General features: G+C 72.5%; 10 protein-coding genes. 6 read left to right on the top strand and 4 right to left on the bottom strand.

All coding sequences use genetic code 11. The features are described 5' to 3' along the window. Positions 1–9: 9 nt before the first annotated feature. From FNF32_RS05970 to FNF32_RS05985, 4 genes are all read right to left on the bottom strand, one after another. Positions 10–1,314, bottom strand: a complete 1,305-nt coding sequence (locus FNF32_RS05970; RefSeq protein ID WP_131675114.1) for an ABC transporter permease — start codon at positions 1,312–1,314, stop codon at positions 10–12. Beyond that, positions 1,307–2,041 (bottom strand): ABC transporter ATP-binding protein, encoded by a 735-nt coding sequence (locus FNF32_RS05975; protein ID WP_143796528.1) that lies wholly within the window; start codon positions 2,039–2,041, stop codon positions 1,307–1,309. Before FNF32_RS05975 ends, FNF32_RS05970 begins: the two co-directional genes overlap by 8 nt. Continuing rightward, positions 2,028–2,465, bottom strand: coding sequence for a hypothetical protein (locus FNF32_RS05980; protein ID WP_131675280.1), 438 nt, complete (start codon positions 2,463–2,465; stop codon positions 2,028–2,030). Before FNF32_RS05980 ends, FNF32_RS05975 begins: the two co-directional genes overlap by 14 nt. A 95-nt stretch (positions 2,466–2,560) precedes the next feature. Continuing rightward, complete coding sequence (locus FNF32_RS05985) at positions 2,561–4,225, bottom strand: alkaline phosphatase (RefSeq protein ID WP_131675279.1); 1,665 nt, start codon at positions 4,223–4,225, stop codon at positions 2,561–2,563. A 356-nt stretch (positions 4,226–4,581) separates the two neighbouring features. Between FNF32_RS05985 and FNF32_RS05990 the strand changes: the two genes are divergently transcribed. The 6 genes from FNF32_RS05990 to FNF32_RS06015 all read left to right on the top strand — a co-directional run bounded on the left by FNF32_RS05990 (position 4,582) and on the right by FNF32_RS06015 (position 14,886). Then, positions 4,582–5,157 carry a carboxymuconolactone decarboxylase family protein gene (locus FNF32_RS05990; RefSeq protein WP_131675278.1) on the top strand — a complete coding sequence of 192 codons (576 nt, stop codon included), beginning with the start codon at positions 4,582–4,584 and terminating at the stop codon, positions 5,155–5,157. After that, positions 5,154–6,227: an acyl-CoA dehydrogenase family protein gene (locus FNF32_RS05995; protein WP_131675277.1), complete on the top strand. Its 1,074-nt coding sequence runs from the start codon at positions 5,154–5,156 to the stop codon at positions 6,225–6,227. The genes FNF32_RS05990 and FNF32_RS05995 overlap by 4 nt, the downstream gene beginning before the upstream one ends. Then, positions 6,224–6,994 (top strand): ABC transporter ATP-binding protein, encoded by a 771-nt coding sequence (locus FNF32_RS06000; protein ID WP_131675276.1) that lies wholly within the window; start codon positions 6,224–6,226, stop codon positions 6,992–6,994. The genes FNF32_RS05995 and FNF32_RS06000 overlap by 4 nt, the downstream gene beginning before the upstream one ends. A 9-nt stretch (positions 6,995–7,003) precedes the next feature. Continuing rightward, on the top strand, positions 7,004–8,194 hold the full coding sequence (locus tag FNF32_RS06005) for an ABC transporter substrate-binding protein (protein ID WP_131675275.1): 1,191 nt from the start codon (positions 7,004–7,006) through the stop codon (positions 8,192–8,194). Beyond that, entirely contained in the window at positions 8,191–9,006 is an 816-nt protein-coding gene (locus FNF32_RS06010; protein ID WP_221930668.1) for an ABC transporter permease, read from the top strand. Before FNF32_RS06005 ends, FNF32_RS06010 begins: the two co-directional genes overlap by 4 nt. A 222-nt stretch (positions 9,007–9,228) precedes the next feature. After that, entirely contained in the window at positions 9,229–14,886 is a 5,658-nt protein-coding gene (locus tag FNF32_RS06015; protein WP_143796529.1) for an alpha-2-macroglobulin family protein, read from the top strand. Positions 14,887–14,888: the final 2 nt, after the last annotated feature.

Below are 14,888 nucleotides of genomic sequence, written 5' to 3' on the forward strand. Positions count from 1 at the left end.
GCGCGGCGCTCAGGCGATCCCCGACCGGCGCTGGCCGCGCATCCGGGCGATCGCGGGAACCAGCGCCGCCACCAGCATCAGCGTCACGAAAGCGGCCGTCATGTGCGCCTCGGGCCAGCCCAGGCGCGCGTGGACGGCGAAACCCAGCCGCTCGGACAGGATCTGCGACGCGGCCCCCATCCCGGCCAGCGCCAGCGCCACCCCCAGCGCGGCGCCGCCGAGGATCAGGATCGCGGCGAAGCCCCATGACACCGCCAGCGTGAACCGCAGCGGCGCCCCCATCGCCGCCAGCAGCGCGAACTGGTCGGCGAAAAGCGCCATCACCAGCGCCAGTCCCGCCAGCACCGCGACCGTGACCAGCGCCTGCGACGCAAGCGCCATCACCGACAGCGCCGCCCGCGCGTCGCCCAGGACCGCGTGCAGCTGCGCCAGCACCGCGCCCGGAAAGAACGCCATGATGTCGGGCCGCGACAGCGCCGCGCGCACGCCATAGGCGGCGGCGAGCTGGTCGGTGTCGACCGCGACCGCGGGCACGCCGGGGAACGAGGCGGTGTCCCACGGCGGGCCGATCGGCCGGTTCCCGTCCGCGTCGCCCTGCGGGTGGCCGTCGGGCAGGCCGTGCATGTCCCACAACGTCTCGACCGGCACGATCACGGCGTGGTCCCACGGCCCGCCGGTCGGCGCGAGGCGGCCGACGACGGTCAGGTTATGGCCTTCGTGGGCGTGGTCCTCGGCCGCCTCGCCCACGCCATGCGCGGGTTCGATCTCGTCCCCCGGCGCGAAAGGGGCAAGGGCGCCGACAACCGCCTCGGCCCGCGCGGCGAAGGGCCGGCCCTCGGCCGGGGGTCCGGCGAGGTGGGAGACGAACGCGGCCGTGGTGCCGACGACCGGGGCGCCGTCGGCGCTGTCGCCGAAGCCCAGCGGGGCGGCCAGCGTCACGCCGGGGGTGGCGGCGACTTCGGCGAACTGCGCGCCGGTCAGCAGCGGCAGGTCCGCCGGTTGCAGGAACACCGACGCGAGCATCGCCGTCGTCTCGCTGCCCGGCGCGGCCACGATGACGTCGAACGGATCGGCCGCGCGGGCCGATGCCTGCCGCAGGCCGCGTTCCTGCGCGGTCAGGATCAGGCCAAGCGCCAGCGCCACGGCGATCAGCGCGGCGAACAGGACGGCCGTTCCGGCCGCGCGGCGCAGCATGGCGGCGATGACCGGCCACGGGCGGTAGCCGCGCATGACCAGCGCGCCGCAGACGAGCCCCGGCAGGATCAGCGCCAGCGCGACAAGCGCGTCCTGCGTCGCGGTGGAAAGCTCAGGCATCGCTGTCGTCGACGATGCGGCCGTCGGCCAGCGTCAGCAGGCGGGTCGCCCGCGCCTGCATCGCGGGATCGTGGCTAACCACCACCAGCGTATGCGCGCCCGCAAGCAGGGCCAGATCATCCGCCAGCCGGTCGGCGTTCTCGCGGTCCAGGCTGGCGGTCGGCTCGTCGGCAAGGATCACGGCCGGTCCGGTGGACAACGCGCGGGCCATCGCGACCCGCTGCCGCTCGCCCCCCGACATGACCGCGACGGGGCGGCGGGCGGCGTCGGCCAGACCCAGACGGTCCAGCGACGCGCGGGCGGTGGCGCGCAGCCCCGCGCGGCGCGGCGCGGGCGCCCAGGCGGCGGGCAGGGCGGCGTTGTCGAGCGCGCCCAGTTCGGCGAACAGCCGGTAGTCCTGAAACAGCAGCCCCAGCCGTTCGCGCCGGAACCGCCTGCGCCCCGAGGGCGGCAGCGCCGCGATGTCGGTCGCGCCCCAGCGCACCCGGCCCGCCTGCGCGGCCATGTTGCCCGACAGGACGTTCAGCGCCGTGGACTTGCCCGCCCCCGACGCGCCGCGCAGGACGACCAGCGCCCCCGCCGCGACCTCGAGCGACGGGACGTCGAGGATCGTGCGTCCGCCCGCCACGACCCGCAGGCCCGACACGGACAGCGGCAGCGCGCCCCTGTCCGGCAGCGTCCGGGCGGCAAGCACCCCGTCCGCCAGCGCCGTGTCAGGCACGGGCATAGGTCGCGTCCACCAGCCGCACCTTGGACGCGAAGCCCAGGTCGGGATCGACGTGGTCGCCAAGCTCCAGCGTGCCTTCGGTGACGATCGGGATGTTGAAGCCGATGACCTTGACCACGCGGCGCGCATAGATGGCGAGGATATCGTCGGGCCAGGGCATCCCCGGCTCGCAGAACGGGCAGACCGCCATCGGCTTCTTGGTCAGCACGAAGAACACCGATTCCGCCTTGAGCGGCGGGGCCATGAAGCCCGAGACGGCGACGCGCTTGCCCTCGTTCGACAGCGCGAGGTCGGAAAACGACAGGTCCTTGTTGTAAAGGTCGCGCATCTTGATCGGCGCGCCCTCGGCAAAGGCGGGAAGCCGGGTCAGCGGCGCGGTGGCGGCGGCGAGGGTGAACGCCCGGATCAGCGTGCGGCGGTTCATGGCAAGACCTCTCCTTTCGTCGTGGGGGCAGTCCCCCAACGGGACAGGGCGGACCGGGGTGGTCCGCCCTGCCTTTCACATAATGTGGGGCGCGATTACTCGGCCGTCACGGCCTTGTTCATCACGTGGAAGATCACGTTCTGCTCGATCACGCCGTCGAAGAGGTGCGACCAGGGGCCGCGCGCGAACACCGCGACATCCTCGCCCGAGTGGGTTTCCGACGACATCGGCAGCAGCGCCTGCTGGACGAAGTCGATGTCGGTCGCTTCTTCCTGTGTCAGCGTGGCGCGGCCTTCGGGCGCGGCATAAACCGCCTGCGCTTCCTCGGCGTCGGACGCCGGAGCAGCAGCCGGGGCGGCGGCGGCAGCCGTCGCGGTCGCCGCGGCACCCTGCGCCGCCGCGTCCATCGCCGGCGCGGCTTCGGGCGCCGTCACGTCGGTCGAGGCCGAGGTCGCGGCCGAGTCGGTCGCCGCCGCTTCCGGCGTCGCCTGCTCGACCAGGACCGAACCCACGCCGTTCAGGAAGCCCACGACGCTGTAGGGCTTGCCGTCGGCGGCCGATTCCAGCTCGTCCAGGTGCTTCTGGCCCGCCTCGTCGACCTTGTAGCACAGGCCCTCGATCGGGGTGCCGCGGCCGCAATAGCCGTTGAACGCGATCGCGTGCTCGTGGTCGGCGGTCACGATGATCAGCGTGTCCTCGGGGTTGGTCAGCTCGGCCGCCTTGGCGATGGCGTCCTGAAACGCCTTGCCGTCCACCAGCGCGCGCTTGACGTTGCCGTCGTGGTTGGCGTGGTCGACCCGGCCGCCCTCGATGTTGAGGTAGAAGCCCTGCTCGTTCTGCGACAGCGACTTGATCGCCGCCTCGGTCATTTCCGCCAGCGAGGGCTCGCCGGTGCGGTCGGCCTCGTACTTCATGTGCGAGCCTTCGAACAGGCCCAGCACCGGCTTGTTGTCGCCCCAGGCCAGCGCCTTGAAGCTTTCCTCGTCCTGGGCGAAGGCGAAGCCCGCGGCCTCGGCTTCCTCGACGAGGTTGCGGCTGTCGGTGCGCAGGCCCTTCTTGCCTTCCGCGTCCTCGGTCCCCTCGGGCAGGAACTGCGAGCGGCCGCCACCCAGCGCCACGTCGATCACGCCGGCCTTCATCTGGTCGATGAGCTGATCGGCGATGTCCTTCTGGGCGCAGCCTTCCGGGATTTCCGCGCTGTTTTCCCAGTCGCGGTCGGCGGTGCGCGCATAGACGGCGGCGGGCGTCGCGTGGGTGATGCGGGCGGTCGAGATGACGCCGACCGACTTGCCCATGCCTGACACGATCTCGGCGAAGGTCGTCAGGCCGTTCTTCAGCCCGGCCTCGCAGTCGCCGACCGTGGTCGCGTCCGACACGTTGATGAGGTCGTTCTTGGTCTTGACGCCGGTGTTCATGGCGCTGGCGGTCGGCGCCGAGTCAGGGGTCTGGCCGTTGGTCGAGTAGGTCTTGACCAGCGCCGAGTGGGGGAACTTTTCGGACGGCTGCTGGTAGTCGTCGCCAAGGCCGCCTTCCTGCTGGCCCGAGAACAGGCGGATCGCGTAGTTCGTGCCGACCCCGTTGCCGTCGGCGGTGAACAGGATGACGTTCTTGGCCCGGCCGGTGTTCGGCTGGATCGCCATCAGTTCCTCGATCTTGGCCTCGCCGGCCTTGAACCATTCGTTCTCTGCCTGCGGCAGGTCCTGCGCGAGCGAGGCGGTGGCAAGCGCGCTGAGGGCGGTGGAAAGCAGAATCGTCTTCATGGCAGACTCCCGGTGTGGCTTCGATCCGCCATAGCGGCCGATCCTTTCGGTAGTGTGACAGTTGATTTCAGATGGCAGAGTGCCGTCGGAAAGTAGGGCGTCAGCCGACGGAAATCGGACCGATTGCACGCATTCGCTGCCCGAGCTTGAAGGAAGGTCTCGCGCTTGCCATGTAGAGGGGAAAATATCCTGCTGCATTGCAGCGACCCGGGCGGTTATTCCTAATTTTTCACAAGGAACTCCAAGCCATTAACCCGCCCGCCCCGAATTGCTATTTATGACGGGTAACTTCGCCGGTCAGGAATGTTTTCCCTCGGCCCAGGTGGCCCCCCGCCGCCCGATGCAAAGGAGATCCCATGTCCCGTCTTCCGCTTCGCACCATCGAGGACGCGCCTGCCGAGGCTCAGCCGCGTCTTGAAGCCGCGCAGAAGAACAATGGCTTCCTGCCGAACCTCGTGCGGCTGCTGGCCAATGCGCCGGTCGCGCTGGAAACCTATCAGACCGTGGGCGAGATCAACGGCCGCGCGTCGCTGACGCTGGCGGAACGCGAGGCGGTGCAGATCACCGCCGCCGCGACCCATGGCTGCGGCTTCTGCGTGGCCGGCCACACCGCCGTCGCCGAGAAAAAGGCGAAGCTGGATCAGGGCGTCATCTCGGCGCTGCGCGACAAGGCGCAGGTGCCCGATGCGCGGCTGGACGCGGTGGCGCGCTTTACCGAAGCCGTGATTGCCTCGCGCGGCGCGGTCAGCGATGCCGAGCTGGCGGGTTTCAAGGACGCGGGCTTCGACGATCAGGCTGCGCTGGAAGTCGTGCTGGGCGTCAGCCTGGCCACGCTCTGCAACTTCGCCAACAACATGGGGCAGCCCGAGCTGAACCCGCAGCTTGCGGCCTATGAATGGAAAGGGGCGGCGCAGGCCGCCGCGGCGGAATGACGGTGACGCTGCCCGCCGACCTCGCCGACTGGCTTGCCCGGTCGGCCGAGGGGATCGACCGGGGCGATGTCCCGGCCGCATCGGTCCTGCCGCGCCTCGCCGGGGCGGGGCTGACGCGGCTGGCGGTGCCGCAGGCGGTGGGCGGCAGCGGCGGGGACGCCGCGGATGCCGTGCAGGCGGTGGCGGCGGTGGCGCAGCACTCGCTGGCCGCGGCCTTCATGCTGTGGGGACACCGCTGCTATACCGAGTTTCTGGTCCAGACGCCGAATGCCGAACTGCGCGGGGCGCAGTTGCATGCCATCCTTGCGGGTGAACGGGCCGGCGCCTCGGCCCTGTCGAACGTGATGAAGTACCTTGCCGGGCTTGAGCCCCTGCAGGTGACGGCGCGGAACGACGGCGACGGGATCGTCATCAACGGCAAGCTGCCGTGGGTCACGAACCTGCGCAAGGACGGCTTCTGGGTCGCCGCCGCCGCCGATCCGGTCGAGGGCGGGCCCGCGATCATCGTGTCGCTGGCTCATGACGACCCGGGGCTGGTCCGGTCCGACGACCTGTCGCTGATGGGGATGCGGTCGTCCGACACGGCGGCCGTGACGCTGACCGACGTGCGGATCCCCCGCGCCCGCGTCATCTCGCAGAACGCGCAAGGCTGGCTGCCCGGCGTCCGGCCGCTGTTCATCGCGCTGCAATGCGCCATGACCATCGGCCTGGCCCGCCGCGCGCTGGCCGAGGCGGGCGAATGCGGCGGTGCCGGCCGCGACGTGCTGGGCCCCGCGATCGAGGACGCCGCGCGGCGTCTTGACCACGCGCAGGCCCAGGTCGTCGCCGGCATCCGCAGCGGCGGCTTCGTCGCCAACACCGCACCCCTGTTCGAGTTGCGGATCGAGCTTGCGGGCATCGCGCAGGAAGCCGTCTCGCTGGAACTGCAGGCGGGCGGCGGGCGCAACTTCCTGCAGGAACCCGGCCGCGACTTCGCCCGCCGCTGGCGCGAGGCGGCGTTCGTGCCGCTTATCACCCCCAGCCTCGTCCAGCTTCAGGGCGTTCTGGCGGCGGCGAAGAAGGCCGCATGAGCGCCGGTTCAACCCTGCAGGCCAGCCGCGTCGCGCTGCGCTATCCCGGCGCGGCGCAGCCGGTGCTGGCCGATTTCGACCTGGACCTTGCCCCGGGAGAGATCGTTTCCGTCCTCGGCCCCAGCGGCGTCGGCAAGTCCAGCCTGCTGCGGGTGCTGTCGGGGCTGCAGGCGCCCGACGCGGGCACCATCGCCGTCGATGGCGCGGCGCTCGACGGCGTTCACCCGCGCCTTGCCATCGCCTTCCAGAACCCGGCGCTGCTGCCCTGGCTCGACCTTGAAGGCAACGTGGCCTTCGGGCTCGACTTCAAGCGCCAGCCGCAGCTGTCGCGCGCCGAACGGCAGGCGCGCGTGGACCGCGCCATCGCCGAGGTCGGCCTGACCCACGCCCGCCATCTGCGCCCCGCCGCGCTGTCGGGCGGGATGGCGCAGCGGGCGGCGCTGGCGCGCTGCCTTGCCCGCCAGCCGCAGGTGCTGCTGCTCGACGAACCCTTCGGCGCGCTGGACGAGGTGACGCGCGCCGACATGCAGGCGCTGCTGGTCCAGATCGTCGCCGACTATCGCAGCGCCGCGGTGCTGGTCACCCATGACATCGACGAGGCGCTGCTGGTCTCGGACCGGATCCTGCTGCTGGGCGGCGCCCCTGCCCGGACCATCGGCGAATGGCGCATCGACCTGCCCCGCCCGCGCGAGGACTTCGTGGCCGAGCTGGGCCGGATCCGCATCGAGATCGTCGGCACGCTTCGCCGCGCCACCCGACCCCACTGAGGAACATCCATGCCGACCGAGGACTCGCTTTTCTCCCGCCGCGACATCATCCGCCTGTCGGCGCTGCTGACGGCGACGGGCGCGCTGCCGTTCCTGAACGCCCGCGCCGCGCGCGCGCAGGACCCCGACGAGCCGGTCAGGATCGGCTATCTGCCGATCACCGACGCCACGCCGCTTCTGGTCGCCCACGGCAAGGGCATGTTCGAGGCCGAGGGCCTGCGGGTCGAAAAGCCGGTCCTTTTCCGCGGCTGGTCGCAGATCGTCGAGGCGTTCCTTGCCGGACAGGTCAACGTCGTCCACCTGCTGTCCCCGATCACCGTGTGGGCGCGCTACAACGGCAACACCCCCGCCAAGGTGGTGGCCTGGAACCACACCAGCGGCTCGGGCCTGACGGTGGCCAACGACATCGGCGGCGTGGCCGACCTTGGCGGCAAGAGCGTGGCGATCCCCTACTGGTATTCGATCCACAACGTCGTGCTGCAGAAGCTTCTGCGCGAGAACGGGCTGAAGATCGCGGCCGGCAACGCCAAGCCGGCGGCCGACGAGGTCGCGCTGGTGCTGATGTCGCCCGCCGACATGGTGCCCGCGCTGGCCGCGGGCCAGATCGCGGGCTATATCGTGGCCGAGCCGTTCAACGCCGCCGCCGAGGTCAACCGCGTCGGCAAGGTGCTGCGCTTCACCGGCGACGTGTGGAAGGACCACGCCTGCTGCGTGGTGTTCATGCATGAGCAGGACCTGACCGGGCGTCCCGAGTGGTCGCAGAAGGTCGTCAACGCGATGGTCAAGGCGCAGCTCTGGACGCGCGACAACCGGGCCGAGACGGCCAGGCTTCTCTCTGCCGCCGACCCGCAGAAATACACGCCGCACAGCCCCGAGATCCTGTCGCGCGTGCTGACCCCTTCCGACACCGACCACGCGCAATACGTGGCCTCTGGCGCGATCCGCCACCCGGAATGGCTGAGCCAGCGCATCGACTTCCAGCCCTATCCCTACCCCAGCTACACCGAGGAGCTGGTGCGCCAACTCAAGGAAACCCAGGTGGCAGGCGAGCGCGACTTTCTCGACGCGCTCGATCCGGCCTTCGTGGCCGGCGATCTCGTGGACGACAGCTTCGTCAGGCGCGCGCTGGAACAGATGGGCGGCCTTCCCGCCTTTGGCCTGCCCGACGGCTGGACCCGGCAAGAGGTCATTCAGGCGTGAGCGTCGCGGACCAGGGCCGCGCCCCGGCAAGGATGCGCGTCGTGACGCCCGGGTTTGGCGGGCGGCTGGCCCATGCGGGGCTGGGGCTTGCGGGCCTGGCGCTGCTGCTCGCGCTCTGGTGGGCGGCGACGGACCTGCTGGCGGCCGAGGGCAGCTTTGCCCGCCGCTTTTCGCCGGGCGACGCGCTGCCGGCGCTGGCGGCGCTGGTGACCGGCCCCGATCTCTGGACGCATGTCGCGGTCAGCCTCAAGCGGGTGCTGGTGGGCCTTGGACTTGCGCTGCTGGCGGGCGTGCCGCTGGGCCTGCTGATCGGCGCCTCGCGGCTGGCCGAGGCGGCGGCAACCCCGGCCTTCCAGTTCCTGCGGATGATCTCGCCGCTGTCATGGATGCCGATCGCGGTGCTGGTGTTCGGCGTGGGCGATGCGCCGATCTATTTCCTGCTGGCCTTCGCCGCCGTCTGGCCGATCGTGCTGAACACCGCCGCGGGCGTGCGGCAGCTGAACCCGCACTGGCTGCTTCTGTCGAAGAGCCTTGCGGCGACCGGGTGGGAAACGCTGACTCGCGTCATCCTGCCGGGCATCCTGGGCCATGTCCTCACCGGCCTGCGGCTGGCCATCGGCATCTCGTGGATCGTGCTGGTCCCGTGCGAGATGCTGGGCGTGCAGGCGGGCCTGGGATACTTCATCCTCGATACCCGCGACCGGCTGGCCTATGAGCAGCTGATGGCGGTGATCCTCGTGATCGGCGTGATCGGCTATCTGCTGGACACCGGCGCCCGCGCGGTGATCCACCGCTTCGCCCCGGGAAGCTGAGGCGAGGTCACCGGAACGCTGGCCGTTCCCGATGAGCGGTGAAGGTCGACGTTCACATTAGGGCTCTGCGACCGACACGGCATCCCGACTGCCGTGCGCCGAGACGGCCGAAACCCCGCGCCTGAATCCCCGCGCATGAATCCCCACGCCTGAATCATTGTCGCGCTGCCGTGATCGTGGCAGCGTATCGGCAAGGTGCAGGTCCGCAGCCGGGGTCGTCCGATGCCAAGCCGTTTCGTCTTCGTCCGTGCCGCCGCCTTCCGCCGCCTTCTCGTTCATGCATCCGCCGCGGCGGCGCTGGCGCTTCTGCCCGAGCTCGGCCTTGCCCAGACCGCGCTGCCCGAACGGCGGGTGGTCATGCAGGCCGACACCGATCTGCCCGGCGGTGACCTGCAGCCGGTGTTCGAGACCTCGCAGGAAGCCTGCGTGCAGCTGTGCCTGGCCGATGCGGCCTGCGCGGCGCTGACCTACAACGCCCGCGCCCGCGCCTGCTTTCCGAAATCGGCGGCCGGATCACCCGCCCCCTTCGCGGGCGCGCTGTCGGGCGTCGTCAGCGCCGTCGATCCGGCGGCCGAGGGGCGCGCGGCCGCGCGGCTGGCCGATGCCGGGCGCTGGCTGTCCGACGACGACCGCCGCGCCGCGCGCGACCAGGCGCAGGCGCTGGGCACGCTGTATCCTGGCACGGGTGAGGCTGTGGACCTGCTGCGCCAGTCGGCCGCCGACGCGAGCCTTGCGGGCGACCAGACCGGGCGGGTGCGCTGGCTCGGCACCGCGACCGCCGCGACGGACGGGGCCGACGACTGGCTCGCCCTTGCCGCCGCGATGCGCGACGCGGCCTATGCCGCCGACAATGACCGCGAGACGCTGGCGTCCGCGCTGAACGCCGCGACCAACGCGTGGCTTCGCGATCCCGGCGACGGGACCGCCGCGCTGAAACTGTGGACCGAATTGTCCGAGCGGCTGGACCGTGGTCCCGACGGGCTTGCCGCGCTGCGCCAGGCCGCGCAGGCGGGTGGCGGCGGCGACGCCGAACTCGCCACGCTGATCGAAGGGTTCCAGGAACGCCACGGCTTTCGCGTCAGCGACAGCCGCGTCGAGTCCGACGCCGCCGACCCGCGCGCCTGCGTCGTCTTTTCCGACGCGCTGGCAGACACCGCCGACTACCGCCCCTTCGTCGCGCTGCCCGACCCGGCGATGGCGGTCGAGGCGCAGGGCAGCGAGCTGTGCGTCACCGGTCTGACCCGCGGGCAGGCACTCCGGCTGACCCTGCGGCCGGGCCTGCCGTCGCAGGACGGCGAGGTGCTGGCGCGCGCGGTGGACCTGTCGCTTTACGTCCGCGACCGCAATCCGCAGGCCCGCTTCGGCGGCCGCGCGTATCTGCTGCCCGCCGCGGGCGATCAGGGCCTGACCCTGCGGACCGTGAACGCGGACGGCGTCGATCTGACCCTTTACCGCATGTCCGACCGCAACCTCGTCCGGGCGCTGGCGGACCAGATCTTCGCCACCCCGCTGGACGACTGGAAGGCCGGGACCTTCACCTCGGACATGGGGCAGGAGGTGTGGCGGGGCCACGCCGACGTCGCGCCCGCGCCCGGCGGCGGCGCCCATCCGGTCAACGCCGAGGTGGCGACGCGGCTCGACCTGCGGAAGGCGGCGGGGCCGCTCAGTCCGGGCATCTATGCGCTGACGGCGGCGGTGCCGGGCCAGTCGCCCGATCGCAGCCCGCCCGCGACCCAGTGGTTCATGATCTCGGACCTCGGGCTTGCGAGCTATGCGGGCAGCGACGGGATGACGGTCGTGGTGCGCGGCCTGTCGGATGCGGGCCCCCGCGCCGGGGTGACGGTGCAGCTGCTGTCGCGCGGGAACGCGGTGCTGGGCACGGCGCGGACCGACGACCAGGGGATCGCCCGCTTCGACGCGGGGCTGGTGCGCGGCACCGGCTCGGCCGAGCCGGCGGTGGTGACGGCGCTGGTGCAGGGCGGCGGCGATGCGGGAACCGGCGCGCCGACCGACATGGCCTTCATGTCGCTGCTGGACCCCGAGTTCGACCTGTCGGACCGGGGGGTCGAGGGCGCGCCGCCCGCGCCCCCCATCGACGTGTTCGTGGCGACCGACCGCGGCGCCTATCGCGCGGGCGAGGTCGCGCACGCCACCGTCATGACCCGCGACGAGCGCGCGCAGGCGATCGACGGCCTGCCGCTGACCGCCGTGGTGACCCGCCCCGACGGGGTCGAACACGCGCGGCTGATGCCCGCGCCCGCCGGTGCCGGGGGCTATGTCCTTGACGTGCCGATCCCCGACACCGCCCCGCGCGGCGTCTGGCGCATCGACTTCCGGGTCGAGGAAAGCGGCCCCGCGCTCGCCTCTACAGACGTGCTGGTCGAGGATTTCCGGCCCGAGCGGATCGCCTTCGACCTTGCCCTGCCCGACGCGCCCCTGCCCGCGGGCCAGCCGGTCGAGGCCGACATCGCCGCCCGCTGGCTGTTCGGGGCGCCCGCCGCCGACCTGCCGGTCGAGGGCGAGCTGCGGCTGACCCCGGCGCGCGCGCTGCCCGGGTTCGACGGCTTCCAGTTCGGCCGCCACGACGACGACGCCTCGCCCGAGATCGTGGCGATGCCGTCCGGGACGACCGACGCCGAGGGCCGCTTTGCCGCCCGGATCGACCTGCCGCCCGCGCTGGCGCAGGCGACGCAGCCGTTCGATGCGCGCCTGACGCTGACCGTGCGCGAAGGCGCGGGCCGCCCCGTCGAACGGGCCGACCAGCGGCTGGTCGTGCCCGCCCGCGGCGCGCTGGGGATCCGCCCCACCTTCGACGCGGTGGTGGCCGAGGGGGCGGAGGCCGCGTTCCGGGTGGTCGCGCTGAACCCCGACCTGACCTTGCGCGCGGGCCCGGCCGAATGGGTGCTGAACCGGGTCGAGACCGACTATCAATGGTATGCCGTCGGCGGCGACTGGAGCTATGAGCCCGTCACCCGCCGCACGCGCGCGGCGAACGGCACGCTCGACCTGACCGCCGCCGGTCCGGCCGCCCTGTCGGTGCCGGTGGACTGGGGCGGCTACGAGCTGGTCGTGACCGGCGCCGACGGCGTCGCGTCCTCGGTCGCGTTCGAGGCGGGCTGGGGGGCGGCCGGCGCGGGGTCCGACACCCCCGACCGGCTGCAGGTCACGCTGGACAAGCCCGCCTACCGCTCGGGCGACACCGCGCGCGCCACGCTGGACGCGGCGGCCGACGGGGTGGCGGTCGTGTCGGTGCTGTCGAACCGGGTGATCGACCTGCGGGTCGTGCCGGTGACGGCGGGCCGCAACACCGTGGACCTGCCGGTGACCGAGGCATGGGGCGCCAGCGCCTATGTCGCCGTCAGCGCCATCCGCCCCCTCGCCCCCGGCACGGCCAAGGCGCCCGGCACGGACGGCGGGTCGGACGGCACGACCGTCTCCGCCCACGCACCGATCCGTGCGCTGGGGATCGCGCCCGCGCCGGTCGATCCGGCCGACCGCGCGATCCGCGCCACCTTGACCGCCCCGGCCGAGGTCGATCCGCGCGGCGAGGTGCAGGTCGCGCTCGCCGTCGAGGGCGCGGCCCCGGGGCAGACCGTGCAGGCGACGATCTGGGCGGTGGACCAAGGCATCCTGAACCTGACCGGCTACGCGCCGCCGTCCGCGACCGGGCACTACTTCGGCCAGCGCAGGCTTGGGGTCGCGCTGCGCGATGTCTATGGCCGGCTGATCCTGCCCGGCGGGGCCGCCGATGGCGCGATCCGGTCGGGGGGCGACGCGGGGTCCATGCAGACGCAGGCGCCGCCGCCCACGGAAAAGCTGATGGCGTGGTTCTCGGGCCCGGTGACGCTGGACGAAACCGGCCGCGCGACCGTGTCGGTGCCGCTTCCCGACTTCAACGGCGAGGTGCGGGTCATGGCGCTGGCCTGGACCGACCGCGCGGTCGGGCAGACCGACACCACGATCCTCGTGCGCGATCCGGTTGTGATGACGGTTACCGCGCCCGCCTTTCTGTCGCCGGGCGACCGCGCGCAGGCGCAGGTGTCGCTGACCCACGTCTTGGGCCCCGCGGGCGATGTCGGGCTGGCGGTCGAGGATATCGCGGCTGCCGATCCGGCCGCCGGTCCGACGCTTTCGGGGGATGCCGTGACGATCGCCACGACCCTTGCGGACAGTGTCGCGCTGGCCGAGCGGCAGGCCACCACCCTGCCGCTGACGCTCGCCGCGCCGGACGCCGAGGGGCTGGCGCGGCTGCGCGTGTCGGCGCGGCTGCCCGACGGGCGGACGGTGACCAAGGACCTGTCGATCCCGGTCCAGCGGCAGGACGCGGCGGTGAGCCGCCGGATGAAGGTCACGGTCGCGCCCGGCACCGAGCAGACGGTGGACCTGTCGCCCCTGGGCGCGTTCCGCCCTGGCACCGGCCGCATCACCCTGACCAGCGGCGCATTCGCGCGGCTCGACGTGCCCGGCGCGCTGGCGCGGCTTGCCGCCTACCCCTACGGCTGCAGCGAACAGCTGTCGTCGCGGATCCTGCCGCAGCTTTACGCCGCGGCCCTGATGCCCGAAGGCGTGCCCGCACCGGCCCCCGCAGGCGATCCCGCCGTCGCGACGCTGCCGGTGGACAAGGCCATCGCGCAGATCCTGACCCGGCAGACTTCGGACGGCAGTTTCGGCCTGTGGTCGGCCGAAGGCGGTGACCGCTGGCTCAACGCCTATGTCACCGACGTGCTGTCGCGAGCGCGGGCGGCCGGGCGGGCGGTGCCCGACGCTGCCTTTGCGGCGGCGCTGCGGTCGCTGCAGAACGGCCTGAACGCCGCCGCCGAGCCGCAGTTCGCCGAGCCGATGGAAAACGCGGCCACGGCCTATGCGGCCTATGTGCTGGCGCGCGAGCATGCCGCCGTCATCAGCGACCTGCGCTATTACGTCGATACCGGGGCCGAGGGGTTTGCGACCCCCCTTGCCGCGGCCCAGCTGGGCGCGGCGCTGGCGGCCTATGGCGATCAGGCGCGGGCGGACGTGATGTTCCGCCGCGCGGGCGCGCTGTCGCAGCAGGCGGCCGATCCGCAGGACCTGTTCCGGGCCGACTACGGCACGCTTCTGCGCGATCGCGCCGGGGTGGTGGCGCTGGCGGCCGAGGCGGGCAGCCGCGCGGTTGACCTTGACGCGCTCGCCGTGGGGATCGCCGCGCAGGTCGATGCCGCGGCGCAAGCGGGCGCGCCGCTGTCCACGCAGGAGGCGGGGTGGATCGTGCTGGCGGCGCAGGCGCTGTCGCAGGGGCCGGATGCCGGGGGCGGGCTGATGCTGTCGGGCGCGCCCCTGACCGGCGCGGTCCACGACGTGGGCGACGCGGGCGCTCTGCCGCCGGTCGTCCTGGGCAACACCGGGTCCGCGCCGGTCGAGGTGACGCTGGGCACGACCGCCGTGCCGGTCGATCCGCCGGCGGCGGGCGGCACCGCCTTTGCGATCTCGCGCCGCTACCACGACGAGGCGGGCGCGCTGGTCGATCCGGCGCTGGTGCCGCTGGGCACAAGGCTCGTCGCCGTGATCGAGGTGCAGCCGCTCGCGCAGGCGGACGGGCGGCTTCTGATCTCGGACCCGCTGCCGGCGGGGTTCGAGATCGACAACCCGAACCTTCTATCGCAGGGCGAGGTCGAGGGGCTGGACTGGCTGGGCGACACCTCGGACACCGATATGGCCGAGTTCCGGCAGGACCGCTTTGCGGCCGGCGTGACGCTGTATGGGACCGATCCGATCCGGCTGGCCTATCGCCTGCGCGCCGTCACGCCGGGATCGTTCGCCCACCCCGCCGCCACGGTCGAGGACATGTACCGCCCCGAACGACGCGCCTGGACCGACAGTGGCACGACGGTCGTCGCCCCCTGACC

It is taken from the genome of Paracoccus marinus, assembly GCF_007018965.1.
GTDB lineage: Bacteria > Pseudomonadota > Alphaproteobacteria > Rhodobacterales > Rhodobacteraceae > Paracoccus > Paracoccus marinus.